The sequence below is a fragment of the Halostella limicola genome, assembly GCF_003675875.1.
GTDB lineage: Archaea > Halobacteriota > Halobacteria > Halobacteriales > Natronoarchaeaceae > Halostella > Halostella limicola.
In genome coordinates, this window is the sequence record NZ_RCDI01000002.1 from 38791 (window position 1) to 63955 (window position 25165).

Consider the following 25165-nt stretch of genomic DNA (forward strand, 5'->3'; position numbering starts at 1 on the left):
GCGCGGCGTGTTTCCGATAGAACGTTAGTGATAGATATGGCGATAGGGACCGACGACATGGTACGCGTGCTGGGCACCGACGCTGACGATACGGGCGCGACGGGGGCGGACCTGTCGGCCGACACGGCGCGGGAGCTCTACCGGACGCAGGTGCTCGCCCGGACCTTCGACGAGAAGGCGATCAGCCTCCACCGGCAGGGACGGATCGGGACGTACGCGCCGATGCGCGGCCAGGAGGCGTCCCAGGTCGGCGCGGCGGCCGCGCTCGCCGAGACGGACTACTGCTTCCCGACGTACCGCGACCACGCCATGTACCTCCAGCGCGGCACGGACCTGGCAGACGTGCTCCGGCACCTGCTCGGCCAGGGCAACTACGTCGACCACCGGGACGACGACGTCCGGACGTTCCCGCCGACCATCCCTATCGCCACGCAGCTGCCCCACGCCGTCGGCGTCGGGATGGCGGCCGACTACCGCGGCGACGACGTCGCCGCGCTGGCGAGCTTCGGCGACGGCGCGACCAGCGAGGGCGACTTCCACGAGGCGCTGAACTTCGCCGGCGTGTTCGACGCGCCGGCGGTCTTCTTCTGTCAGAACAACGGCTACGCCATCAGCGTCCCGACCGAGCGCCAGACGGCCTCGGCGACCATCGCCCAGAAGGCCGACGCCTACGGGTTCGACGGCGTTCGCGTCGACGGTAACGACGTCGTCGCCGTCTACGAGGTGGTGAGCGAAGCGCTGGAGCGCGCTCGGAACGGGGGCGGGCCGACGCTCGTCGAGGCGGTCACGTACCGCCGCGGTCCGCACACGACGACCGACGACCCCTCGAAGTACCGCGACGACGACGGCGGCGACGTCCCGGCCTGCGCGGAGAAAGACCCCCTCGACCGCACGCGGGAGTACCTCGAAGAGACCCACGGCTGGAGCGAGGCGGACGAGACGGCGCTCCGCGAGGCCGCCGAGCGAGAGGTACAGCGAGCGGTGGAAACCGCGGAGGAGCGGCCGGCGCCGGACGTCGACGAGATGTTCGACAACGTGTTCGCCGACCCGCCGGCGCGGTTCGACCGCCAGCGCGACCGGGTCGTCGAGAGCCCGGAGGTCGACCGCTAGATCGTACCGTTCGTCTTCAGTCCGTTGACGATGTCGTCGACGAGTTCGTCGGCGGTGGCGTAGGGGAAGTCCCTGATACCGGAGAGCTTCGTCGACAGTTCCATCGCGGTAAAGCTCACCCCGTCGGCCTCGAACCGAGTACTCGGACCGTTCGGGAGGGCCGGAACGAGGTCCATCTGGTTGGCGACCGGGTAGTCGGCGTCCTTCAGCGCGTCGGTGAGCTGTTCACGCAGTTCCGATTCTGGATCCGCCATGTGCGATACATTCACACACGCCTGCATAAGGTTTCGGGCGTCCCGCGTCGCCCTCACTGCGTACGGTTTTCGCTACCCCGCGCACGCGACGGCGACACCGCGACGAACCTCCCGGCAAAAACCAAAGTATTCAGTACGGGTCGCCCCCTAGTGGCGGGTATGTCAACTGACGAGACGAACGCGGCGGTGTCCCGTCGGGGGTTCCTCAAGGCTGGCGCGGGAGCAACCGCGGCCGCGGCCGGGACCGGGACAGCGGCGGCGCAGGAGGAGGGGAACGAGTCCGACGGCGGTAATCAGTCCGAAGGCGGTGGCGGCGGTGGCGGCGGCACCGAGACCGTCGCCGTCATCGACAACGAGTTCGATCCCGCCGAACTGTACGTCGCGCCCGGGACGACCGTCGTGTGGGAGTGGGAGGGCGACGGCCACAACGTCGTCGTCGACAGCCAGCCCGACGACGCGAACTGGGAGGGCCACGAACCCATCGAGAACTCCGGGTTCACCTACGAGCACACCTTCGAGACGCTCGGCGAGTACGCCTACTACTGCTCACCCCACCAGTCTCTCGGTATGGAGGGCACCATCATCGTCAACGAGCAGGGTCAGGAACCCGGCGGCGGCGGTGGCGGCGGCCCGTCGCTCCCGGACAGCGCGCTGACCATGGGCATCGCGACGATGGCCGCGCTCGTGTCGACGCTGGGGCTCGCGTTCTTCTTCATCAAGTACGGCGGCGACTACGACACGCCGGAGCAGTAGAGCGGTACCTTTTCACCGGGACGACGAGTACGCCAGCATCGAATGTACATCATCGTCGTCGGTGCGGGGAATATCGGCACCCCGCTTATCGATATGGCAACACGCGACGAGAACGAGGTCGTCGTGATCGAGAAAGACGGGGCGAAGGCCGACGCGGCCGCGCGGGAGTACGACTGCCTGGTTCTCAACGACGACGCGACGGAGATGGAGACCCTGGAGGACGCCGGCGTCGACCGCGCCGACGCGCTCATAAGCACGACCGACCAGGACGCGGCGAACATCATGGTCTGTCTGCTGGCCACGGAGCGCGAGGTGCCGGCGATCGTCTCGGTGGTGCACAACCCCGAACACATGAACCTCTTCCGGCGGATCGGCGTCAACACGATCGAACATCCCCAGAGCCTCATCGCCGGGTACCTCTACCGGGCTGTCAAGCGCCCCTCGATCAAGGACTACATGCGCGTCGGCGACACCGCCGAGGTGTTCGAGATCACGGTCGACGACGACGCGCCGATCGCGAACAAGACGCTCATCGAGGCCGACGAGGCGGGCCTCCTGCCGCAGGGCGTGCTCATCGTCGCGATTGAGCGAAACGGCAAGGGAGACCCGATCACGCCCCGCGGCGACACCGAGATACACGTCGACGACCTGCTGACGGTGTACTCGCAGGACGGCGCGACGCCGGACGTGACGAACATCTTCGGTCACTACGAGGACCACGACTTCGCATAGATGGTCCGCGACGATTCCCGACGGGTACCGGCCCCGATAGCCACGATTAGCCGCGACGTCGGGTCGCTGCTGCTGATCGAGGCACTGCTGATGACCGTGACCGTCGGGGTGGCGCTCGCCTTCCGCGAGTACTATTCTGCGCTCGCGTTCCTGATCGCCGGCGGGGTCACCGCCGGCGTCGGCGGCGCGGCCCGGTTCGGCTTCGCGGACGCCCCCGATCCGCGGATGAAACACGGGATGGTGATCGCCGCGAGCGGCTGGCTCGCCACCGCGCTGTTCGGCGCGCTCGGCTTCTTCCTCACCGCGCACCTGACGCCCGAGAGCGTCGCCGCGGGCTACGTGCCGGCGGGCGCGGAGTACTCGGAGTCGAGCCTCCGGTACTTCGAGAACCCGCTCCACGCCACGTTCGAGAGCATGAGCGGGTGGACGGGGAGCGGACTCACGATGGCGGTACACGAGCCCTCGCTCCCCTACGCGCTCCAGTGGTGGCGCTCGCTCATCCAGTGGGTCGGCGGCGTGGGCGTCATCGTCCTCACCGTCTCCATCCTCTCTCGGCCGGGCAGCGGGAGCTACGCGCTGTACAAGAGCGAGACCCGCGAGGAGAAGATCCACCCGAGCGTCGTCTCGACGGTGCGGACCGTCTGGGCGATATTCCTCATCTACACGCTGTTCTCGGTCGTCGCGCTCTTTCTCGCGATCTACTGGACGCAGGACTACACGGTGTTCACCGCGTTCTGGCAGGGGCTCAACCACGCGATGACCGGCCTCGCGACCGGCGGGTTCAGCGTGACGGACAACTCCATCGCCACCTACGACTCGCCGCTGATCGAGGGCGTCTTCCTGCCGATCATGACGCTCGGCGCGATCGCCTTCCCGATCCACTACGGCGTGTTGAACGGCCGGAACCCGCGCCTGCTGACCTCTGACCTGCAGACGCGGTGGCTGCTGGTCCTGCTCGGCGCCGGCGTCGTCGTCCTCTCGATCCAGAACCTCGGCGTCGAACCCGTCTCGTCCGCCGCGTTCGACGGCTCGTCGGACGCCGTCCGCGACTCGACGTTCCAGTGGATCAGCGCGCTGACCTGCACCGGGTTCCAGTCCTCGCCCATCGGCGAGTGGAGCCCCGGCGGCAAACTCGTCGTCAGCGTCGCGATGGTCATCGGCGGCGCGGCCGGGTCGACGGTCGGCGGGATCAAGATCGTCCGCGGCTACACCGTCGCGCGCGGCATCAAGTGGCAGTTCTCGCGCGTGTTCCTGCCGTCGTCGGCGGTCGTCCACGCGCACATCGGTGACCGCGTCCTGGACCGCGGCGAGATGGAACGCGAGTTCAGCGAGGCGGCCATCGTCACCATCCTCTGGGTCATCCTGCTGATCGCGAGCAGTCTCGTGATGGTGAACGCCACGGGCGCTACCTACGCCAGCGCGCTGTTCGAGGTGGCGAGCGCGCAGGGGAACGTCGGACTCTCCGCGGGGATCACCGGTCCCGACATGCCCGCCGTCACGGAGGCGATGTTCCTCCTGAACATGTGGGTCGGCCGCCTGGAGATCATCCCGGTGCTGGTGTTCGCCCGGTCGATCCTGTACGGGCTGGAGCCGTAGTCACGGACTCCTTTCCTCCCCGAGAGGCCCGGTGCGGGAACTCAGCTCCGCCAGTACCCCGACGTCAGCAGCACGAGCACGGGGATGATCTCGAGCCGACCGATCCACATCAGGCCGACCATTAGCAGCTTCGACGACGACGGGAAGTCGAGGTAGCTCCCCATCGGGCCGACCATGCCCAGCCCCGGACCGATGTTCCCGAGCGTCGCCGCCGACGCCGTGACCGCCTCGATCTCCGTGATGTCGAGGCCGACGCGCGAGGCGTCGACCGCGATGAGGAACGCGCCGACGAAAAACAGCACCACGTACAGCAGCGTGAACGCGTAGATCCCGCGGAGCGCGCGCTCGTCGAGCGCCCGCCCGGCGAGACGGACCGGGCGGACCGCCTCGGGGTGGACCGTCGTGAACAGCTCCCGCCGGATCGACTTGAGGATCACGAGCCAGCGGATGATCTTGATGCCGCCGCCGGTGGAGCCGGCGCTCCCCCCGATGAACATGGCGAACAGCAGGGCGTACTTCGCCGGGCCGTTCCACAGTTCGAAGTCCATGCTCGCGTATCCGGTCGTCGTGACGATAGAGACCACCTGGAAGGCGGCGTGTCGCAGCGACGACTCGGTCTCGCCGGCCACTTCGACCGGCGTGCCGGGGCCGCCGAGTGCCGGCCCGGTGAACAGAATCACCGCCACGACGGCCGAGAGCGCGCCCATCACGCCGGCGTACAGGCGGAACTCGTTGTCAGCGAACAGGTTCGACGGCTCGCGGCGGATGACGTGCCAGAACAGCGCGAAGTTGGTCCCCGCCGCGACCATGAAGGGGATGATGACCCACTGGACGACGGCCGAGAACGCCTCGATGCTCCGGGCCTCGGGGGAGAACCCGCCCGTCGGCATCGTGGTCAGCGGGTGCGCGACGGCGTTGTACAGCGTCATGTTCGGCGCGAAGCCGCCGAGGTGGAGGGTGTACAGGAGGACGAACTCGACGACGGTGAACGCGAGGTAGACGAGCCACAGCACGCGCGCCGTCTCGGCGATCCGCGGCGTGAGCTTCTCGATGCCGGGACCCGGCGCCTCCGCGTCCATCAGCTGCGCACCGCCGACGGAGAGCTCGGGGAGGATGGCGACGGCGAGGACGACGATGCCCATGCCGCCGAGCCACTGGGTCTGCTGCCGCCAGATCATCAGCGCGCGGGAGTGCGTGCCGAAGGAGATGTCGCCCATCACGGTCGCCCCGGTCGTCGTGAACCCGCTCATACTCTCGAACAGGGCATTTGCGGGCTCGGCCACGGTGCCGTTGCCGGCGACGAGGTACGGGACCGCACCGACCAGCGCGACGGCGAGCCAGGTCAGCCCCACCATCAGGAACCCCTCCCGAGCGCCGAGGTCCGGATCCGGGTCGAGTCGTTCCAGAAGCGATCCGACGGTGACGGCGAACAGGATGGCGAAGCCGAACGTGATGATCCCGTTCCCGTAGTACAGCGCGGTCGAAAGCGGCAGGAGGAGGGCGACGGAGAGGTACTTCACGACCGTCCCGACCAGACTCACGCTCGCGCGCCAGTCGACCCGGACGTCGAGATCGATCCGACGGTTCATAGCAGCGGCGATACCTCGTCGAGGACGTCGGTGTCGACGAAGAGGACCACGTGATCGCCGACTTCGACCACCGTATCGCCACGGGGCGTGATGAGCTCACCGCGACGGGTGATCGCTCCGACGACGACACCCTCGGGGAACTCCGCTGCCGACTCCTCTATCGTCGCGTCCGCGAGGACGCTGTCGCCGTCGACCTCGATCTCCAGCACTTCGGCCCGGTCGTCCTCGATGAGCGCGACGTTTTCCGTCCGGTCTTCGCGGGTGAACCGCGTGATCTCCTCCGCGGTCACCTCGCGCGGGTTGACCGCCACGTCGACGCCGACGGTCTCGAACAGGTCGACGTAGTCCGCCGTCTCGACGACGGCGACCGTGCGGTCGGCGCCGACCCGCTTCGCCAGCAGCGAAACGAGGAGGTTCTTCTCGTCGCTGTCGAGCGCCGCGACGACGAAGTCTGCCTCGTCGACGTGTTCGCGGCTCAGGAACTCCAGATCGGTGGCGTCGCTCTCAAGGACGACCGTCTTCGGGAGTTCCTCCGCGAGCTGACGGGCCCGGTCCGGGTCGTGCTCGATGAGCCGCGGCCGCATCCCGCGTTCCTCGAACAGGCGGGCGGTCTGGTAGCCGATGCCGCCCCCGCCGACGATGACGACCTCGGCCGCCTCGTCGACGTCGGGGTCCGGCATCAGCTCCCCGGCGAACGCGCGGACGCTCTCGGGGCTGCCGATGACGACGACCTGATCGCCCTCCACGATCACCGTGTCGCCGCGGGGGATGGTCACCTCGCCGTCCCGAAGGATCGCCGCGAAGGTCAGCGACTCGAAGCGGTCGGCCTCCTGCACGGTCTGGTCGGCCACGGGACTGCCCTCAACGATCTCGAACTCGGCCATCCTGACCGCGCCGCCGGCGAACGTGTCCACGTCCTGCGCCCCGGGAAGCCCCGCGATGCTGACGATCGCCCGGGCGGTGAGCAGGTTGACGCTCACCATGAAGTCGACGCCGAAGGCCCCTCGCGACCCCTCCCACGTCTCGAGCAGCGAGGTCTTCTTCACACGGGCGATGGTGAACGCGTCGGAGATGGTTTTGGCCGTCGAGCAGGCGACGACGTTCGTCTCGTCGTTGTCGGTGCTCGCGATGAGCATGTCGGCGTCCTTCACTCTCGCCTCCTTGAGCGTTCCGAGGGAAGTCCCGTCACCCTCCAGCGCGAGGACGTCAAGGTCGTACGTCAGCGATTCGACCCGCTCCCCGTCGATGTCGATCACGACGACTTCGTGCTCCGGCGCGAGGCTCTCGGCGATGTTCGACCCCACTTCGCCCGCACCGATGACGATCACGCGCACGGATAGGCCCTCCTCATTGCTACGCACGTACCAGCGGGCGCCGCAAGTGGTTTACTATCCGTCGGCAGGTCCGTCCCGGATCTGCAGCTCTACGGGCCGACGCGCGCCCTCCAGGTCGGCCACGATCCGCTCGACGATGCGCTCGGCCTCCGTTTCGATCTTCGGCGTGACCTTCTCGACCAGCCAGTCGAACGAGACGAACATCGGCAGGTCGAGGACGCCGCCGCGCGCCGAGTCGGGGTCGAAGTCGATCCGCAGGACCACCCGGGAGGCGGTCTCCTCGTCCGGCGGCGCTTCGTCGGGGACCTCCTCGACCCGCCACTCGCCGCTGGCGTCGAGGTCTTTCACGATAGTCCAGTCGATCCTCGACGGGGGGTCCGTCCCGACGACCTTCGAGCGCGCGGTGTAGTCGAGCTTCCACCAGGCGAACACGAGGTCGTACTCCGTTCCCGGCGACCCGTCGCCGTGCTGGCGGACCTCCCGAAGGTACTCCGAGTAGTTCGCGTACCGCGGGAAGTCCGTGAGGAAGTCGAACACGTCCTCGGGCGGCAGGTAGATCACCGTGCTGACTTCGACTGTCTCCACGCCACGTGGTACCCCGGAGCGGCAGGTAAAGTTTGCGACGCGGCCGACCGTAGGCGCTCCACGCCGCGAACGGCGACGCGTCGGCCGCCGGCGGTCCCGCGATCCGGTCCCTACTTGTCCGTCCCCGTCGCAGGGACACCCATGCACGCAGACGTCCTGATCGTCGGCGGCGGCGTCGCCGGCCTCTCGGCGGGCATCTTCACCGCCCGCGCCGGCCTCGACACGCTCGTCGTCTCCGAGGGCGAGTCGATCCTCGAACGCAACGCGCACCTGGAGAACTACCCCGGCTTCCCCGCCGGCATCGACGCCCGCCTGTTCCTCCGGATGACCCGCGACCAGGCCGAGCGCGCCGGCGTCGAGTTCGAGGAGGGCCGCGTGACGGATCTCGAGGGGCACGAGGGGACCGACCGGTTCGAGGTGACGACCGAGGGCGGCGACAGCTACGTCGCGGACCGCGTCGTCGCCGCCTCGTGGAAGGACGCGTCCTACCTCCGGGAGATCGACGTGGGCGTCATCGACCGCGGGAGCAAGGCGTTCGTCGACGTGGAGGAGGGCGGGCGGACGGACGTCGACGGCGTGTACGCGGCGGGCCGCATCGCGGACGAGCCCCACCAGACGGTCGTCTGCGCGGGCCACGGCTCGAAGGTCGGCCTCGCCGTCATCCACGACTCGGACGCGAACTACTACCACGACTGGGTCGCGCCGGACGGCTACTTCACCGAGCGCGGCATCGACCTCCCGCCGGCGACCGAGGAGATAGACGAGGCGGAGCGCCGCGAGCGCGACGAGGAGAGTCGCGAGGTCCTGCGCGAGTACGTCGAGGAGCCGCTCGACGAGAAGCCGACGATGCACCCCAGCGTCGTCGACGACGAGTAGCGCGCCGCCGAGCCCTGACATTTTAACCCCGGGCGCCACCAATCGGGAGTCGATGCTCTCGGGAGTCAACGTCGCGCTCGGCGTCACGGGCTCTATCGCGGCGGTCAAGACCGTCGAACTCGCCCACGAACTCCGCCGGCGCGGCGCCAGCGTCCGCGGCGTGATGACCGACAGCGCCGGGGGGATCGTCCACCCGTGGGCCGTCGAGTTCGCCACCGGCAACGACGTCGTGACGGAGATCACCGGCGACGTCGAGCACGTCGAACTGTGCGGCCGCGAGGGATGGGCCGACGTCTTCCTCGTCGCCCCCGCGACGGCGAACACCGTCGGCAAGATCGCGGCGGCGATAGACGACACGCCCGTGACGACCTGCGCGACGACGGCGCTCGGCGCGGGCGTCCCCGTCGTGATCGCGCCGGCGATGCACGAGCCGATGTACGACCACCCCGGCGTCCTCGACGCCATCGAGCGCGTGGAGTCGTGGGGCGTCGACTTCGTCGACCCCCGCGTCGAGGAGGGGAAGGCGAAGATAGCGACGGAGGACGCCATCGCCCTCGGCGTCGCCCGCGCCGCGACGCCGGACCCCCTCGCGGGCGAGCGCGTGGTCGTCACCAGCGGCGCGACCGCGGAGACCGTCGACCCCGTCCGCGTCCTCACCAACCGCTCGTCGGGGCGAACGGGCCGGGCGGTCGCCCGCGCCTGCTACGTCCGCGGCGCGGACGTGACGCTCGTCCACGCGACGGTCGGCCCGCGCGGCGTCGCCGACCCGGGCGTCGAGGGCGACGGTATCCCCTACGCCGACCTGCGCGAGGTCGAGAGCGCGGGCGAGATGCTCGACGCCGTGCAGGACGCCGCGACCGACGCGGACGCGCTGGTCGGCGCCGCGGCGGTGTCCGACTACACGGTCGACGCGCGCGAGGAGAAGATCCGCTCAGGCGAGCCCCGCACGCTCGACCTCCGACCGACGCCGAAGATAATCGACGAGGTGCGCGACGAACACCCCGACCTCCCCGTGGTGGGCTTCAAGGCCGAAACGAGCGGCGACGACGACGCGATGGTCGCCGCCGCGCGCGAGACCCTCGACCGCGTGGGCCTCGCGTTCGTCGTCGCCAACGACGCGAGCGTGATGGGCGAGGAAGACACCCGCGCGCTCGTCGTCCGCGGTGACGAGACCGGTGAGTTCACGGGCAGTAAGGCCGGCTTAGGCGCCCGTGTTGCGGACGAACTGGCGGCCGAACTGGAGTGACGCGGCCGGGAGGCAGTACCGGTAGCGAAAAGCATCCGCGAAGCGGGTGGTGTAAGCATACGACGGCGGAGCCGTCGTTTCACCGCGCGAGCGGTGAGCGGCGCTGCGCGCCGCGAACAGGCGAGCGCGGCCTTTTTTGATCGACATTTTTTCGAGGAGCGGTTCGCTCGCTCCGCGAGCGAACCCGACGAGAAAAAGGTCGTCGTTTCAGACGTAGTGAGAGTGCGGTACCGGGGAGTTGTGCTCGAACCCGGTGTCGCGGCCGAACACGCGGAGGGTACCGTCCGCGACGATGTCGGCGAACCACTCGTAGGCGAGGTGGTCGTAGTCGAGCTTGTGGGTGGGGAGCCGTTCCTGCTCGCCACGGTCGGTGAGCATCTCGCGGACCCAGCGGACCACGACGCCGTGGGGCGTCACTTCGAGCACCTCGAACCCCTCGAACTCGCGGCCGGAGGGGTCGTCCCAGAACCAGAAGTCGCCTTCCTCGACTCGGAACGCCTGTCGGGCGCGAGCGTCGGGGAGGGGCGGGTCGTAGCGGAGGGAGACGGCGGTGGCGAGTCCGAAGTCGTCCGCGAGCGTTGCATCGCGTGGTTCGGCGATCGTTACGTCGACCATGTGTTCGATAAGCACGGGTTACTGACGGGTGCGTTTATACCATTCTGCCAAGTGCCGGCCGAATAGTTACCAGTTGCGTACCAGTTAGTAACACCGGTTCGTCACCGGCGGTAATTTCGGTAAGTGGTAGTTACCGGACGCCTCGCGGGAAGAGGTGATACGAAGCCCCGCTGGAGCGTCGGACGAATATAAAAATAGTTTTCCATCGGGTGGCTAAGGGTACACCGAGTAGCGACTATGCAATCGAGACACAGCTGGGCGTCGGCGGAGGGGGGAGGAGGATGAGCGCCACCCCCAGCGCTCGGATCCTGGTGCCGGTCGGCGAGTCTATCACGCTCCGGAACACGGTCGCCTACGCGGTCCGGGAGGCGGCGGCCCGGGCCGAGGAGGGAGCATCGGCGACGGTGCATTTCGTCTATCCCGTGACCGGACGCGTCGCCGACGCGGAAGGGCTGGAGGAACCGCGCGCGCTCCTCGAACGCGTCGAGGTGTGGGCGCGCGACGACCTCGGCGCCGAGGAGGAGGACGCGCCGGACGTCGCGTTCGAGACCGCGATACGCGCGGCGAACGAGTACCTCTTCAGCCCCGCCGACTACGCCCGGACGCTGACCGAGTACGCGGAGGAACAGGGCCTTGACCGCGTCATCGTCGACCCCGAGTACACGCCCGCCGGGAGCGCGCCGATGGTGCAGCCGCTGGAGTACGAACTGGAGCAGTCCGACCTGGCGATCGAGGAAGCTCCGGTCGAGCGACCGACGCGGCGCGCGCGGCTGGTGCGGGGCGGCGGCCTCGCGAAGTTCGTCACCGTCTTCGGCGCGTCGTACCTCTTCTATCTCGTCATCGGCGGGTTCGCCGGGGCGTTCGACTACGTGACGGGGGCGTTCAGTGCCGCGGTGACGGCGGCGCTGCTCTCGCAGATCTCGCTGTCCGACGCCCCCGACGCCCGGACGCCGGTGCGGCTACTGCGCTTTCTGGTCTACGCGCCGTACCTGCTCTGGGAGATCGCGAAGGCGAACGTCACCATGGCGTACGTGGTGTTGCACCCGAGCCTGCCGATCGATCCGAAGATGGAGCGGTTCGAGGCGGCCGTCTGGGGCGACCTCCCCGTGACGACGCTCGCGAACAGCATCACGCTGACGCCGGGGACGCTGACCGTTGACGTGATCGACCGGGAGTTCCACGTCCACTCGCTCACGAAGTCGTCCCGCGAAGACCTGCTCGGCGGCGCGCTGGAGCGGGCGGTCCGGTTCGTCTACTACGGCCGCGACGCCGCGTCGATCGCGAGCCCCGAGGAACGTCGCGCGGAGGTGGACGAGGAATGAGCGAGCTCACGCCGCTGGTCTCCGACGTCCTCATCGGCGCGGCCGGCGCGTTCGCGGTGCTCGCGGTCGTCGTCCTCTACCGCGTCGCCAGCGGGCCGACAATGCAGGACCGGGTGATCGCGGTGAACATCATCGGGTCGAACACGGTCGTCATCATCGCCCTGCTGGCCGCGGCGTTCGGCGAGCCCGGGTTCCTCGACGTGGCGCTCATCTACGCCCTGCTCAACTTCCTGATGAGCATCGCCATCTCCAAGTTCACGGTCGAGCGGGGTGGTATCATATGACGCCGGTCGAGATCGCGATCGTCGCCCTCGCCGCCGGGGGCGTCTTCTTCGGCGTCGTCGCGGCGGTCGGCGTGCTCCGCCTGCCGGACCTGTATACGCGGTCGCACGCGGCATCGAAGAGCGACACGCTCGGGGCGGTCCTGACGCTCGGCGCGGCGGCGCTCACGTTCGGGGCCGACGTGCCGACCGCGAAGACCGTCCTGTTGCTGTTGTTCATGTTCCTCACGAACCCGACGGCCGCCCACGCGATCACGCGGGCGGCGTACGACCAGGAGATAGAGCCGTGGACGACCGACGAGGAGGGAGACGCATGACGGCGACGGTGCTCGAAGTCGCGCTCCTCGTGTTCGTCCTCGGCAGCGCGGTGACCGCCGCGCTCCTGCGGGACGTGCTGGGATCGATCATCGCGTTCGCCGGCTACAGCCTCGGGATCGCGATCCTGTGGGTGTACCTGCAGGCACCCGACGTCGCGCTGACCGAGGCGGCGGTCGGCGCGGGCGTGATGACGGTGCTGTTCCTGCTCACGATCGTCCGAACGGTACGGCCGCCGAGCGACCGCCTGCTGGAGCGGATCGGCTGGCGCGGCGTCACCGCTGCCGGCGCGTTCGTGGCAGTGATGCTGACGACCGTCTCCGCGCTCCCGGAGATCGGCGACCCGACCGCGCCGGTCACCGGCGGCGAGGTGACGCAGTACTACCTCGAAAACGCCTACCACGACACCGAGGTCGAGAACGCCGTGACGGCCGTGCTCGCCGCGTACCGCGGGTTCGACACGCTGGGCGAGGCCGTCGTCGTGTTCGCGGCCGGCGTCGCAATGCTCGTCGTCCTTCGACAGGAGGAGTTCGTATGAGTTCGCGTGACATCCCCTACGTCGAGAGCACGATCATCATGACCACCGTTCGCGTCGTCGCGCCGTTCGTGCTGACGCTCGGCCTGTTCATCATGTTCCACGGGGCCGGGTCCGCGGGCGGCGGCTTCCAGGGCGGCGTCGTCGTCGGCACCGTCATCCTCATGCTGGCGTTCGCGTTCGGCATCGACGCCGTCCGGGAGTGGCTGGACCCGACCGCGATCCTCGGCGTCATCGCTCTGGGGCTGTTCACGTTCCTCGGCGTCGGGTTCGGGGCGCTCGCCCTCGGCGGGGCGTTCCTCGAGTACCACGCCTTCGAACCGCTGGGGATCTACCACGTGGTCGGCTACGCGATCGAACTGGTCGAACTCGGCATCGGCGCCATCGTCACGGGCGTCATCGTCGGCCTGTTCTTCGTCATCGCCGCCGGGTTCGACGTCGAAGACGGCGAGGAGGAGGATCTGCTATGATCGACCTGCTGTTAACGCGCTACAACTACGTCGCGGTCGTGCTGCTGCTCGGTATCGGGACGTACATGCTGATAGAGAACTCGAACCTCGTGAAGAAGGTCATCGGGATGAACGTCTTCCAGACGGGCATCTTCCTGTTTTTCATCACGGCGGCGTACGTCGAGGGGGCGAACCCGCCCATCGTCGGCCACGGCGGCCACGGCGGGCCGTACGTCAGCCCGCTGCCGCACGTGCTCATCCTCACGGCGATCGTCGTGGGCGTGAGCCTCACCGCGGTAGCGCTGGCGCTGGTCGTCCGGATCTACGCGGAGTACGGGACGCTGGACGAGGACGTGCTCCGGGAGGTGCGCGCCGATGAGTGACGTCCCGGCCCTGCTCGTCGCGGTGCCGATCCTCGCCGGCGTCGTCGCGCTGCTGGTGGGCCAGTGGCGGGCGCGCGCCGCGTGGGCCGTCGCCGCGCTCGCGTCCGCCGTTCAGGTCGGTATGGCCGGCCTGCTCGCCGCTCGCGTCCTCGGCGGCGAGACCGTGAGCTACGAGGTCGGGAACTTCCCGGCCCCGTACGGCATCGAACTCGTCGTCGACGGGCTGTCTGCGTCGGTGGTCCTGCTCGTCGCCGTCGTCGCGTTCGGGGTCCTGCTGTACTCGCGGGTCGCCGGGCCGCGCGAGCCGTCGTTCCACGCGCAGTACCTGCTGCTCGTCGCCGGGCTCTCCGGGATGAGCGTCACCGGCGACGTGTTCAACCTGTACGTCTTCCTCGAGATCACGGGGCTGGCGGCGTACGCGCTGGTCGCCAGCGGCGAGTCCGGGCGCGCGGCCGTCGGCGCGCTGAAGTACCTGCTCGTCGGCACCGTCGGCGCGTCGCTGTACCTGCTCGGCGTCGGCTACGCCTTCATCGTCACGGGGACGCTGAACATGGCCGACATGGCGGCGAAGCTCGGCGCGGAGGTCGCGTACACCCACCCCGCCGTGCTGACCGCCTTCGCGCTCATCGTGACGGGGCTGGCCGTCAAGTCGGCGGTGTTCCCGCTGCACACGTGGCAGCCCGAGGCGTACGCGAGCGCGCCCGACAGCGTCAGCGCCTTCATCTCCGCGCTGGTGTCGACGGTGTCGGCCTACGCCATCGCGCGGATGATAGTCTCCGTGTTCACCGTGGAGTTCTTCCGTGCGAACCCGGTCGCGCAGGACCTGGTCGTCGGCATCGCTGGGCTCAGCGTCGTCGCCGGGAGCGTCCTGGCGGTGACCCAGACCGAGGTCAAGCGGATGCTGGCGTACTCGTCGGTGTCGCAGTTCGGCCTCGTCGTCGCCGCGTTCGCCATCGCTACGGAGACCGCGGTGACGGGCGGGACCATCCACCTGATCGGCCACGCAGTCATGAAAGGCGGGCTGTTCCTGGCGGTCGGCGCCGTCGCGGCGGCGACCGGCGCGCGGTACGTCTCGGAGTACCGCGGCCTCGCCTCGCGCCGGCCGTTCCTCGCGGGGGCGGTCGCCGTCCTCGCGCTGGCGATGGTCGGCGTCCCGCCGGCGGTCGGCTTCGTCGGCAAGTGGTACATCGCGCTGGCGGCGGTCGAGTCCGAGTCGTGGTTCATCGCCGTCGTCATCCTCTCCAGCACGCTGCTGACGCTCGCGTACTTCGCGCGCCTCGTCGAGCGGATGTACTTCGCGTCCGCGCCGACGGCGGCCGCGGAGCCCGCCGAACCGACGGGGCCGGTGCCCGACGCCGCGGTGGCCGACGGCTCCGGCGAGGCGGCCGCGTCAGAGAGGCCGGGGACGCCCGACCGCGTCACCCCCGGCGTCGTGACGCTGGTTATCGGCGTCGCCGTCCTCGCCGTGGCGCTCGGCTTCGTCGCCACCGAGTTCGCACAGCTGCTCCAACAGACGCTTCCGGAACTCCTCTCACCATGACAGAGATAGATTCACTCCGACCGCTCGCCGCGGTTCTCGCGGCCGCGCTCCCCATCGTCGCGATACTCGCGTCGCACCGCCGACCGAACGTCCGCGAGGGGTGGTCCGTCGCGTCCGCGCTCGGGACCTTCGCCGTCGTCGCGAGCATGGTCCCCGGCGTGCTCGGCGGCGATGTCTACGTGACCGACCTGGGAACCTTCGTCTTCGGCGTGGAGTTCGCGCTCCGGGCCGACGGGCTCGGGACGCTGTTCGCCCTGCTCGCGAGCTTCCTCTGGATCATCACGACGTTCTACAGCATCGGCTACATGCGCGGGCTCGACGAGCACGACCAGACGCGCTACTTCGCGTCGTTCGCCGCCAGCGTCGCCGCCGCGGTCGGCGTCGCGTTCGGATCGAACCTGCTCGTGCTGTTCGTCTTCTACGAGCTGCTGACCGTCGCGACGTACCCGCTGGTCACCCACGACGAGGACGCCGAGGCCCGCGCGGCCGGCCGGAAGTACCTCACCTACACGTTCGGGGGCGGCGTCGCCGTCCTCGCCGGCATCGTGCTCGTCTACTGGCTCACCGGCACCGTCGCGTTCGCCGCCGGCGGCATCGAGGGGCTCGGAACCGCCGACCCGACACTGGCCCGCGCGGCCTTCGCGTTGCTCGCGGGCGGCTTCGGCGTCAAGGCCGCCCTGATGCCGATGCACTCCTGGCTCCCGGACGCGATGGTAGCGCCGACGCCCGTCTCCGGCCTGCTGCACGCCGTCGCGGTCGTCAAGAGCGGCGTCTTCGGCGTCGCCCGCGTCGTCCTCGACGTGTTCGGCCCGGAGGCGGTCGCGGACCTGGGCGTCGGCGTCGCGCTCGCCGCGGTCGCCGCGTTCACGCTGCTGACCGCGAGCGTCATCGCCCTGCGGCAGGACAACCTGAAGCGCCGCCTCGCGTACTCGACGGTGAGCCAGCTGTCGTACATCGTGCTCGGCCTCGGCGTCGGCGCGTACGACGCCACCGGACTGGCGATGACCGGCGGCCTGCTGCACATCCCCGCCCACGCGTTCATGAAGCTCACCCTGTTCTTCTGCGCGGGCGCGATCCACGTCGAGACCCACACCGACGACATCAGCAACATGGCGGGCATCGGCCGGCGGATGCCGCTGACGATGGCGGCGTTCGGCGTCGCCAGCCTCGGCATGGCCGGCATCCCGCTGCTGGCCGGGTTCGTCAGCAAGTGGTACCTGCTCCTCGGCAGCGTCTCCGCGGGCTACGCCGTCTTCGCCGTCGCGCTCCTGCTCTCCGGCGTGCTGAACATCGCGTACTTCTGGCCGATCGTCTATCAGGCGTTCTTCCAGACCGCCGCCGACGCCGACACCAAGCCGCTCATCGAGAACCCGTTCGGCGGCAAGGCGACGCCCTCGGCGGTGGCGGCCCGCGACGACGCCGCCAACCCGCTCCGCCCGGACGGCGGCGACCGCGACGACCGCAACGACCGCGTCCGCGACGATGAAGAGACGTACGCCGTCGACCAGTACCCGAGCGACCACCTCGCCGACGACGGGGAGTCGGCGGACGGAGACGTGGAACGCGACGGTGATCACGAACACCACGGCTACGACGAGTACGAGGACAAGGACCCCGAGCACCACCACGACCACCACGCCGGGCCGCCCGCTGGCGGGTGGGAACGGCGCGGGTTCGGCGACGAGAGCACGTGGTTCATGCTCGGCCCCATCTCGACGGCCGCGCTCGGGGCCATCGCGCTGGGCGTCGTCCCCCACTCGGCCGTGTTCCTGCGCATCGTCGACCACGTCGTCACGGGGGTGATGGGCTGATGGTGGAGTTCACGGCCGTCCCGCCGGCCCTGCCCGTGCTGGTCGTCGCGCTCCTCCTGCCGCTCCTGTCGCGTCGGGTCGGCCACGCCCTCGGCGTGCTGGTCACCGCGGCCGTGCTGGCCTGGTCGTACCTCGTCCCCGAGGGGGCGTACCTCGACGTCGCCTTCCTCGGCTTCGACGCCGTGCTGTTCAACGTCGACCAGTTCTCGCGCATCATGGGGATCATCTTCGGCCTCATCGGCGCGACCGCGGTGGTCTACTCCTACTACAGCGACGCGCGGAACGTCCAGACCGCGTACGCGCTGTCGTACGTCGGGACGAGCCTCGGGGCCGTCTTCGCCGGCGACTGGCTCACCCTGATCTTCTTCTGGGAGCTGATGGCTATCACCAGCACGCTGCTGGTGTGGGACTACGGCGGCCCCGCCGTGCGCGCGGGCTTCCGGTACGCCCTGCTGCACGGCATCGGCGGCAGCCTGCTGATGGCCGGCATCGTCTGGCACTACGCCGAGGTGGGCACGTTCCTGTTCGGCTCGCTTGAGGGGGTCGCTCACGCGCCCGGGATGGCCGGCACCGTCCCGCAGGTGCTCGCCGCGCTCGGCATCGGCGTCAACGTGGGCTTCGTCGGCCTGCACGCCTGGCTCCCGGACACGTACCCGCGGCCCCACATCGCCGCGAGCGTGTTCCTCTGCGTGTTCACCACGAAGACCGGCGTCTACGGCATGTTCCGCGCGTTCCCCGACGGCCACGTCTGGATCGCGTACATGGGCGGGGCGATGGCCGTCTTCGGCGCGTCGATGGCGCTGCTCCAGAACGACATGCGCCGCCTGCTCTCCTACCACATCCAGTCGCAGGTCGGCTACATGGTCGCCGGCGTCGGCATCCCCGCCGCGCTCGCGACCTCCGGCGCGTTCGGCCACGTGTTCAACCACATCCTCTACAAGAGCCTGCTGTTCATGACCGTCGGCGCGGTCATCTACCGCACCGGCGAGGAGAGCCTGAAGAAGGTCGGCGGCCTCGCCCGCGAGATGCCGGTGACGGCGCTCGCGTTCACCGTCGCGGCGCTCTCCATCGCCGGGTTCCCCGGCTTCAACGGCTTCGTCAGCAAGGGGATGGTCGTGACGGCGGCCCACAAGAAGCACTGGGACGCGCTGTGGTACCTCCTGCTCGCCGGTGGCGTCGGCACGTTCATGTCGTTCATCAAGCTCGGCTACTACGTCTTCTACCACGGCGACCGGAGCCACAGCGTCCCGGACGCGAACCGCGGCCAGCAGGTCGCGATGCTGTCTATCGCCGCGCTCTGTGTGGTCTACGGGCTCGTCCCCGACGCGCTGTTCGCCATCCTCCCCGGCCAGGGCGCCGAGGAGGCCCACCCCTACACGATCCCGCACATCCAGGAGGTGCTCGTGCTCGCCGCGATCGCCCTCGTCGGCTTCTTCCTCCTGAAGAAGCCGCTGAAGAAGCTCGCCGGCGTCCCGGACGTCGACGCGGTGTACGAGCCGCTCACGTTCTACGGGACGCGGGGCGTCGTCCGCGGCGTCACGGAGGCGTACGCCGCCGTCGACCGCGCCGCCGTCGCGGTCGCCGAGTCGGCGATGGCGGCCGCCCGCGACCCGGCACGGGTGAAGCGATACGTCCCCGGCGGTCGGGAGGAGATCGGGATGGACCCCGAGCAGGGCCACGCCCCGATGGACACCACCGTCGGCACCAGTATCCTGATCCTGACGGTCGTGCTGACGCTCGCGCTGGTGGTGCTGCTCGCCTGACTGCTCCGCCGCGCGGGCCGACCCCGCCTCGCGACCGGCGGTTTCGGTGCAGTTTTTACGCGTGGGGCTCCGACAGTGAGCCATGCTGGGCGACTCCGACGACGACGGTCTGTTCGGGATGGAGGGGGGGACGACCTCCGAGGAGTCGGATCTCGGGCCGGACGTCCCCTCCGTCGACCCGCCGGAAGCGCCGTCGGTCGACAGTACCGACGCGCCCTCAACGGACGTTCCGTCGGTGGAGATGCCGTCGGACGACGTTCCCGGCGACCTCAAAGCGGCGTTCTGGACGCTCGTGATCATCGCCAACGGCGTCGTCCTGGCGTTCAGCCTCGGCCTCATGTTCATCGGCTTCCGGGGGAACTGGGAACTGGGCGGCCGCCTGCTGATCGCGGCCGGTCTCCTCGCGTTTCTCGGGTGGCGCGTGCACCGGCGGTACGAGCGCCGTGACGAGTAGTCGCGCCGGCTGTCGGAATTCGATCTGATTATCCGCGAGAAGCCCTGCTGACCGGTTGAGCGGCCGTATCGTGCGGCATTTCAGTAATGACTACTACGTGACACGAATCGGGAATAGCTTATATGTGAGGAAGGATTGGGCGAAGGTATGGAACGTCGCCAGACCGGCCGCCCCCACGCCGGTCGTACGCGACGGTCCCTCCCCCACACATGGCAAGCGTACCGATGAGTACCAGCCCGGATGCCCAGACTACCGATTCGACCGACGACGAGGACAGCGTACTCTCGAAGACCGAGATATTCGACGTACTCCGCAACCAGCGCCGCCGTTTCGTGCTGCAATATCTCAAGCGCAACGAGACGCCCGTCGAACTCGGCGACCTCGCGACCCAGGTCGCCGCCTGGGAGTACGACGCGAGCGTCGACGACGTCACCTCCGCGCAGCGAAAGCGGGTGTACACCACGCTCCAGCAGACCCACCTGCCCAAGATGGACGAGGCGGGCATCGTCGAGTACGACTCCTCTCGCGGCACCATCCGAGGCACGGACGCCACGGAGGACCTCTCGGTGTACCTGGAGATCGTCCCGGGCAACGAGTTCGCGTGGCGCGAGTACTACCTCTCGCTCGGCGCGGTCAGTTGCGCCCTCGTCGCAGCCCTGTGGGGCCACGTCTACCCGTTCACGCTCGTCTCCGATCTCGTCTGGGCCACGGTCATCGCGGTCGTCGTCACCCTCTCCGCGGTCGCGCACGTCTACCACGAGCGCAACATGCGCCTCGGCCAGCAGGAAGTGCCGCCGGAACTCGGCTACGACGCCGACGACTGAGCGACGACCTCGGCGACCGACGGTCGCAACCCGATTTCGGCTTCGAGTGGCGGGACGTATCGGAACGACATCCAGTATCTTTTACTGAGTGGCCGAGTAGCCCCGATATGGATCAGTTACGGCGGTCCCTGTTGGACGCTCCGATCATCGAGAAGGACGGCTATCACTACTTCGTACACCCGATCAGCGACGGTGTCCCGATGCTCGAACCCGGACTGCTCCGGGAGATCGTCATCAAACTCATCCGGAAGGCAGACCTGGAGGACGTTGACAAGATCGTCACGCCGGCGGCGATGGGCATCCACATCAGCACCGCCGTCTCGCTGATGACCGACATCCCGCTCGTGGTCATCCGCAAGCGCCAGTACGGGCTGGACGGCGAGGTCGCGCTGTTCCAGGAGACCGGCTACAGCGAGAGCGAGATGTACATCAACGACGTCGACCAGGGCGACCGCGTGCTGGTGCTCGACGACGTGCTCTCGACGGGCGGCACGCTCAAGGCGATCCTCACCTCGCTGGAGGACATCGGCGCGGACGTCGTCGACACCGTCGCCGTGATCAAGAAGGCCGGCCCCAACGAGCTCGACGACACGGAGTACGACGTGAAGACCCTGATCAACGTCGACGTGCAGGACGGCGAGGTCGTCATCGTCGACGAGAACGGCGACGGGTAGAGTCGGCAAGCCACGCTCCGGGGCTGGCACTTATTCGCCTCACTCCCGTACACCCTCTCGATGACATCCGTACTGTTCGTCGTCAGCGAAGAGGGGTACTGGGGAGAGGAGTGTGCCACGCCGTTCCAGATGCTGTCGGACCGGGACGTGGACATCGACGTCGCGACGCCGAGCGGCAACAAGCCGGTCGTCGACGACCGGTCCGTCGACCCGGAAACGGTCGGCGAGGACACCGTCGAGGAGGTCATGGACGTCCACGACGACGACCGGATGGTCAACCCGATGCCCGTGGCGAAGGCCGACGCCGACATGTACGACGCCGTCGTGTTCCCCGGCGGTCACGGCACCGAGTGGGACGTGAACCAGGACACGCAGGCGCGACAGCTCCTGCGCGAGACCGTCGAGGGCGACGACGGCGTCGCGCTCGTCGTCTGTCACGCCGTCGGCATCCTCGCGTTTACCCGCGACAGCGACGGTGACTTCCTCGCGGAGGGCCGGGACGTCACCGGCTTCCCCAACGAGTGGGAGGAGGACATCGTCGACGAGAACGACCTGATGCCCGACGGGCGCAAGATGCCCTACTGGGTCGAGGACGAGGTCAAGGCCGTCGGCGCGAACTGGGACGCCGAGCTCGACGCCGACGAGAGCGTCACCCACGACGGCGACCTGATCACCGGCCGCGGCCCCGGGTCCTCTCACGCCGCCGGCACGGCACTGCTGGAGCGCCTCGGCGTCGAGGCGAACTGAACGGCGGTCGGGACCACGAACACTCGTTTTCCGCGGCTCGCGCGACGCCCGTCAGTCGACCGTCCGGTCACAGCGGCGGGAGGCCGGCCTCGATCTCGTCGCGGCGGTCCTCCAGCCACTCGGGCAGCACGAGACGCTCGCCCAGTTCGTCGAGGTCCTCGTCGACCGTGTACCCGGGCTCTTTCGTCGCGAACTCGAAGAGGACGCCGCCGCTCTCGCGCGCGTACACTGATCGGAACCACTTCCGGTCGATGATCTCCGTGGGGCGAAGCCCCTGCTCCATCAGCACGTCGCGCCACTCCTCCTGCTCGTCTCCCTCCACGCGGAACGCGACGTGGTGGACCGTCCCCGCACCCGGTTGCCCCTGGGGCATCTGCGGGTCCTCGCAGAGGTCGACGACGTAACCGAGGTCGCCGCTGGACTCGTAGCGGTGGCGGTCCCGCTCGGACTCGGTCTCGCTGTACCCCATCGTTTCCAGCAGGTCGGCCGTCGGGCCGACCGTCGACAGCGACAACGTCACCCCGAAGAACCCGCAGATAGCGTGCTCGGCCGGTACGGGGCTCTCGGGGAGGTTCGGCTCCGGCGCGTCAGCGCGCGCGACGAGTTCCAGCGGGAGCCCGTCGGGGTCCTCGAACGAGAGCACGGCGTCGCCGAACCGCTCGGTCGGGCCGTCGACGTCCACCGCCTCGTCGGCGAGGCGGTCCGCCCAGTAGTCGAGCGACCCCTCCGGCACCAGAAACGAGACGGTGCTCGCCTGCCCCGTTCCGACGCGCCCCTGTCGGGCGTTCGTGTACGGGAAGAACGTCATGCTCGTGCCGGGCGTCCCCTCGTGGTCGGCGTAGAACAGGTGGTAGACGGACACGTCGTCCTGGTTCACGCTCCGCTTGACGAAGCGGAGTCCCAGTGTCTCCGTGTAGAACGCGAGGTTCTCGCCGGGGTCGCTCCCGATGGCCGTCACGTGGTGGATGCCGGGAATGTCCGTGGGCATACCAACGTCTACCGGAGCGACGATGATAACGGTAGGGACGAGAGGGGAAGCGGGCTGACGCTCCGGATCACTCGACCCGAACGAGGCGACTGTTCCAGCACTCGGAACACCCCTCCACCCTTGACCCGTACGTACAGCCGCAGACGTCGCACTTGAACACCGACCGCTTCCGTTCGATTCCCAGGATCCGTTCTACGTACTGTCTGATACTCTTCGCGCTCATGGCGTCGTTCGGACTGCGGTGTTTCCATTCTCCCGAAATTATATAAGCTTGCTGGTAGTTATGTAATTCTAGTAATTAGAAACTCGTTGAAATAACGCCGTTCCGTCCGTAGTACCCGGATTCGACGATTCGGATCGTCGTGTCCACGCAAGTATGTGTAGCACGGTTCCCGAGAGGTTCACCGTACGCGGGAGGTAGATATGAACCACGCGAAACGCTCGCTCCGCTCGCATCTCTCTCGTTCACATCGACAGTTCTGTTTTACAGAACTCGGTCGTCGTTCGGCGACGAGACGCCTCGCTGAGAAGTTGAATTCTGGAAAAGTAGCGGGAGGTAGATTTGAACTACCGGTCTGCGGGTTATGAGCCCGCCGGAATCTCCTGGCTATCCCATCCCGCTACATCTTCGTAACGCGGTTTGCCAATTAAGGGTTGTGATTCCGTCGCCGTGTGCGGGGTTCTACCGTTCCCCGGCGACGCGCCACGTAAAGAGGCTCTCGGCGACGTAGTTGACGACGAGGCCGACGCCGATGCCGGTCAGGTTGGCGGCGAGGAACCAGAAGTCCACGCCGGCGACGGCGATAGAGACGTCGAAGGACCGGTACACGACCGAGAAGACGACGGTCGCGACGAGGACGCCGCCGGCGCGGACCAGATTCGAGGTGAGGAGACGGCGGAGGAACGGTACCACCCCCGTCGTTCCCTGGTCGGCGAAGGTCCAGTGCTCGTTGATCAGGAACATGACGACGATGGCCGCCTCCGCCCCGGCGAGCTTCGCGGGTTCCGGCGCGACGCCGGCGTGGAGGAGCCCGCCGAGCACCGCGTTGTCGATGACCGCGCCGAGCGCGCCGACCGAGGCGAACTGCCCGAAGCGGACGCCGGAGACGAGCGCGCGGAGCCGCAGTCGGAGGCCGTCGAGGACGGAGCGGTCACTCATTGTCGGCGAAGCGGTCGACGAGTGCGATCGTGCCGTCGCGAGCGAGGGCCCGGTGGACGCGGTGCCCGCGGAGCCGGCGGGCGCGGTGGCGCGAGCGCAGGAGCGCCCAGCCGAGTTCCAGAGCGGTGCGGACCGGCGCGACGGTGGAGTCGGGCATGTCTTCCCAGACGACGGGCACCTCGACGATGCGCTGGTCCAGCGCGCCGGCGATGGCGACCAGTTCGACGTCCCAGGCGAAGCCGGGTTCGTACAGGTGCCGGCGGACCGTCTCCCACGCGTCCCGGGTGAGCGCTTTCGCGCCGCACTGGAAGTCGTGGAGGTCGGCGTCGAGCAGCCGGCGGGCGGTCCAGGCGAACGCGTCGCCGAGCCGCCGCCGGGCGAGCGTCTGGTGGGAGCGCACGTCCGCGTCAGGGTGCCGGCGGGAGCCGACGCTCAGGTCCGCGTCGCCGTTGCGGACCGGGTCGACGACGGCCGCGATGGACTCGGCGGGCGTGCTGCCGTCCGCGTCGGCGAACGCGAGCACGTCCGTGTCGAGGCGCTCGAAGCCGAACGTGATCGCGCCGCCTTTCCCCCGGCGAGCGCTCGCGGCGTGGACCGTCGCGGGGAGGTCGGACAGCGCCGAGCGGACGCCGGGAGCGGGGTCGTCGAGTTCGACGCGGATCGCGGCCGGATCGAGTCGCTCGTCGAGCGCCCGGACGTACGACGAGAGGACGTCGACGTCGGGACGGAACGCCGGGACGACGACGCCGATCGAGGGGGGCATCTATCTACGTCAGGAGCCCCGGACGAGTAAAATGGTTCGGAACGCGCCGACCGAACACCTATGCGGTGCGCGGGCGACAGTGGGCGTATGACACGCGTTGCGCTCATCGCGCACGACGACGAGAAGCCGGCGCTCATCGACCTCGCGACGGACTACCGCGACACGCTGGCGGAGTTCGACCTGCTGGCGACCGGGACGACGGGCAAGCGGTTGGTCGAGGAGACGGAACTAGACATCGAGCGGAAGGCCTCCGGTCCGATGGGCGGTGACATGCAGATCGGGGCCGAGGTCGCGGAGGACCGCGTCGACGGCATCGTCTTCCTCCGGGACCCGCTGACGGCCCAGCCCCACGAGCCGGACATCACCGCGCTGTTGCGGATCTGCGACGTCCACGACGTGCCGCTCGCGACCACCCGGACGTCGGCGGAGTACGTGCTCGAAGGGCTGGCCGGCGAGGCCTGAAGGAG

28 protein-coding genes and 1 tRNA gene are annotated in these 25165 nt (G+C 68.8%); 20 read left to right on the top strand and 9 right to left on the bottom strand.

Annotated features, from left to right (window positions below):
• Positions 1 to 57: 57 nt before the first annotated feature.
• On the top strand, positions 58 to 1110 hold the full coding sequence (gene pdhA, locus D8670_RS08275; protein WP_121818564.1) for a pyruvate dehydrogenase (acetyl-transferring) E1 component subunit alpha: 1053 nt from the start codon (positions 58 to 60) through the stop codon (positions 1108 to 1110).
• Here the strand turns inward: pdhA and D8670_RS08280 are convergent.
• Entirely contained in the window at positions 1107 to 1364 is a 258-nt protein-coding gene (locus D8670_RS08280; RefSeq protein ID WP_121817648.1) for an MTH865 family protein, read from the bottom strand. The two genes, pdhA and D8670_RS08280, sit on opposite strands and share 4 nt — an antisense overlap.
• Before the next feature lie 159 nt (positions 1365 to 1523).
• Here D8670_RS08280 and D8670_RS08285 point away from each other — a divergent pair, with 159 nt between their 5' ends.
• Genes D8670_RS08285 through D8670_RS08295 form a run of 3 tightly spaced genes read left to right on the top strand, consistent with a single transcriptional unit; the run spans position 1524 to position 4445 of the window.
• Complete coding sequence (locus D8670_RS08285; protein WP_121817649.1) at positions 1524 to 2117, top strand: plastocyanin/azurin family copper-binding protein; 594 nt, start codon at positions 1524 to 1526, stop codon at positions 2115 to 2117.
• 42 nt (positions 2118 to 2159) lie between these two features.
• Positions 2160 to 2849, top strand: a complete 690-nt coding sequence (locus D8670_RS08290; protein WP_121817650.1) for a potassium channel family protein — start codon at positions 2160 to 2162, stop codon at positions 2847 to 2849.
• Entirely contained in the window at positions 2850 to 4445 is a 1596-nt protein-coding gene (locus D8670_RS08295) for a TrkH family potassium uptake protein (RefSeq protein ID WP_121817651.1), read from the top strand.
• A gap of 41 nt (positions 4446 to 4486) precedes the next feature.
• Here the strand turns inward: D8670_RS08295 and D8670_RS08300 are convergent, their stop codons facing one another.
• Genes D8670_RS08300 through D8670_RS08310 form a run of 3 tightly spaced genes read right to left on the bottom strand, consistent with a single transcriptional unit; the run spans position 4487 to position 7953 of the window.
• Complete coding sequence (locus D8670_RS08300) at positions 4487 to 6034, bottom strand: TrkH family potassium uptake protein (RefSeq protein WP_121817652.1); 1548 nt, start codon at positions 6032 to 6034, stop codon at positions 4487 to 4489.
• Positions 6031 to 7368, bottom strand: a complete 1338-nt coding sequence (gene trkA, locus D8670_RS08305; protein ID WP_121817653.1) for a Trk system potassium transporter TrkA — start codon at positions 7366 to 7368, stop codon at positions 6031 to 6033. The genes D8670_RS08300 and trkA overlap by 4 nt, the downstream gene beginning before the upstream one ends.
• A 54-nt stretch (positions 7369 to 7422) precedes the next feature.
• Positions 7423 to 7953: a type II toxin-antitoxin system RatA family toxin gene (locus tag D8670_RS08310; RefSeq protein ID WP_121817654.1), complete on the bottom strand. Its 531-nt coding sequence runs from the start codon at positions 7951 to 7953 to the stop codon at positions 7423 to 7425.
• Positions 7954 to 8094: 141 nt separating this feature from the next.
• On the opposite strand from D8670_RS08310, the gene D8670_RS08315 reads away from it, so the two are divergent.
• A complete protein-coding gene (locus tag D8670_RS08315) occupies positions 8095 to 8829 on the top strand; it encodes an NAD(P)/FAD-dependent oxidoreductase (RefSeq protein WP_121817655.1) in 735 nt (244 codons plus the stop codon).
• A 52-nt stretch (positions 8830 to 8881) separates the two neighbouring features.
• Positions 8882 to 10075: a bifunctional phosphopantothenoylcysteine decarboxylase/phosphopantothenate--cysteine ligase CoaBC gene (coaBC, locus tag D8670_RS08320; protein ID WP_121817656.1), complete on the top strand. Its 1194-nt coding sequence runs from the start codon at positions 8882 to 8884 to the stop codon at positions 10073 to 10075.
• Between the two features lie 207 nt (positions 10076 to 10282).
• On the opposite strand, the gene D8670_RS08325 is transcribed toward coaBC, so the two are convergent.
• Positions 10283 to 10690, bottom strand: a complete 408-nt coding sequence (locus D8670_RS08325; protein WP_121817657.1) for a hypothetical protein — start codon at positions 10688 to 10690, stop codon at positions 10283 to 10285.
• A 281-nt stretch (positions 10691 to 10971) separates the two neighbouring features.
• Here D8670_RS08325 and D8670_RS08330 point away from each other — a divergent pair, with 281 nt between their 5' ends.
• The 13 genes from D8670_RS08330 to D8670_RS08390 all read left to right on the top strand — a co-directional run bounded on the left by D8670_RS08330 (position 10972) and on the right by D8670_RS08390 (position 21788).
• On the top strand, positions 10972 to 12012 hold the full coding sequence (locus D8670_RS08330; RefSeq protein WP_121817658.1) for a monovalent cation/H+ antiporter subunit E: 1041 nt from the start codon (positions 10972 to 10974) through the stop codon (positions 12010 to 12012).
• The gene (locus D8670_RS08335) at positions 12009 to 12296 is read left to right on the top strand and encodes a cation:proton antiporter (protein ID WP_121817659.1); all 288 of its coding nucleotides are present in this window, start codon (positions 12009 to 12011) and stop codon (positions 12294 to 12296) included. Before D8670_RS08330 ends, D8670_RS08335 begins: the two co-directional genes overlap by 4 nt.
• Positions 12293 to 12610 carry a monovalent cation/H(+) antiporter subunit G gene (mnhG, locus tag D8670_RS08340; protein ID WP_121817660.1) on the top strand — a complete coding sequence of 106 codons (318 nt, stop codon included), beginning with the start codon at positions 12293 to 12295 and terminating at the stop codon, positions 12608 to 12610. The genes D8670_RS08335 and mnhG overlap by 4 nt, the downstream gene beginning before the upstream one ends.
• Positions 12607 to 13146, top strand: a complete 540-nt coding sequence (locus D8670_RS08345) for a DUF4040 domain-containing protein (protein ID WP_121817661.1) — start codon at positions 12607 to 12609, stop codon at positions 13144 to 13146. The genes mnhG and D8670_RS08345 overlap by 4 nt, the downstream gene beginning before the upstream one ends.
• The gene (locus D8670_RS08350) at positions 13143 to 13613 is read left to right on the top strand and encodes an MnhB domain-containing protein (protein WP_121817662.1); all 471 of its coding nucleotides are present in this window, start codon (positions 13143 to 13145) and stop codon (positions 13611 to 13613) included. Before D8670_RS08345 ends, D8670_RS08350 begins: the two co-directional genes overlap by 4 nt.
• Positions 13610 to 13975, top strand: coding sequence for a cation:proton antiporter subunit C (locus D8670_RS08355; RefSeq protein ID WP_121817663.1), 366 nt, complete (start codon positions 13610 to 13612; stop codon positions 13973 to 13975). The genes D8670_RS08350 and D8670_RS08355 overlap by 4 nt, the downstream gene beginning before the upstream one ends.
• On the top strand, positions 13968 to 15515 hold the full coding sequence (locus D8670_RS08360) for a proton-conducting transporter transmembrane domain-containing protein (protein ID WP_121817664.1): 1548 nt from the start codon (positions 13968 to 13970) through the stop codon (positions 15513 to 15515). The genes D8670_RS08355 and D8670_RS08360 overlap by 8 nt, the downstream gene beginning before the upstream one ends.
• On the top strand, positions 15512 to 17326 hold the full coding sequence (locus D8670_RS08365; protein ID WP_121817665.1) for a cation:proton antiporter: 1815 nt from the start codon (positions 15512 to 15514) through the stop codon (positions 17324 to 17326). The genes D8670_RS08360 and D8670_RS08365 overlap by 4 nt, the downstream gene beginning before the upstream one ends.
• Entirely contained in the window at positions 17326 to 19089 is a 1764-nt protein-coding gene (locus D8670_RS08370) for a Na(+)/H(+) antiporter subunit D (protein ID WP_121817666.1), read from the top strand. The genes D8670_RS08365 and D8670_RS08370 overlap by 1 nt, the downstream gene beginning before the upstream one ends.
• An 82-nt stretch (positions 19090 to 19171) precedes the next feature.
• A complete protein-coding gene (locus tag D8670_RS08375; protein WP_121817667.1) occupies positions 19172 to 19543 on the top strand; it encodes a DUF7322 domain-containing protein in 372 nt (123 codons plus the stop codon).
• Positions 19544 to 19752: 209 nt separating this feature from the next.
• Positions 19753 to 20367, top strand: a complete 615-nt coding sequence (locus D8670_RS08380; protein WP_233752212.1) for a DUF7344 domain-containing protein — start codon at positions 19753 to 19755, stop codon at positions 20365 to 20367.
• A 107-nt stretch (positions 20368 to 20474) separates the two neighbouring features.
• Positions 20475 to 21041 carry a hypoxanthine/guanine phosphoribosyltransferase gene (hpt, locus tag D8670_RS08385; RefSeq protein WP_121817669.1) on the top strand — a complete coding sequence of 189 codons (567 nt, stop codon included), beginning with the start codon at positions 20475 to 20477 and terminating at the stop codon, positions 21039 to 21041.
• 60 nt (positions 21042 to 21101) lie between these two features.
• Entirely contained in the window at positions 21102 to 21788 is a 687-nt protein-coding gene (locus tag D8670_RS08390) for a type 1 glutamine amidotransferase domain-containing protein (protein ID WP_121817670.1), read from the top strand.
• A 67-nt stretch (positions 21789 to 21855) separates the two neighbouring features.
• Here D8670_RS08390 and D8670_RS08395 read toward each other — a convergent pair whose 3' ends face one another.
• The 4 genes from D8670_RS08395 to D8670_RS08410 form a co-directional block, all read right to left on the bottom strand.
• Positions 21856 to 22776, bottom strand: coding sequence for a ring-cleaving dioxygenase (locus D8670_RS08395; protein ID WP_121817671.1), 921 nt, complete (start codon positions 22774 to 22776; stop codon positions 21856 to 21858).
• A gap of 547 nt (positions 22777 to 23323) precedes the next feature.
• Positions 23324 to 23398 (bottom strand) — tRNA-Met (locus D8670_RS08400).
• 60 nt (positions 23399 to 23458) lie between these two features.
• Complete coding sequence (locus D8670_RS08405) at positions 23459 to 23935, bottom strand: GtrA family protein (RefSeq protein ID WP_121817672.1); 477 nt, start codon at positions 23933 to 23935, stop codon at positions 23459 to 23461.
• Positions 23928 to 24698, bottom strand: a complete 771-nt coding sequence (locus D8670_RS08410; RefSeq protein WP_121817673.1) for a glycosyltransferase — start codon at positions 24696 to 24698, stop codon at positions 23928 to 23930. The genes D8670_RS08405 and D8670_RS08410 overlap by 8 nt, the downstream gene beginning before the upstream one ends.
• A gap of 87 nt (positions 24699 to 24785) precedes the next feature.
• Here D8670_RS08410 and D8670_RS08415 point away from each other — a divergent pair, with 87 nt between their 5' ends.
• Entirely contained in the window at positions 24786 to 25160 is a 375-nt protein-coding gene (locus D8670_RS08415) for a methylglyoxal synthase (RefSeq protein WP_121817674.1), read from the top strand.
• The last annotated feature ends 5 nt before the right edge of the window (positions 25161 to 25165 follow it).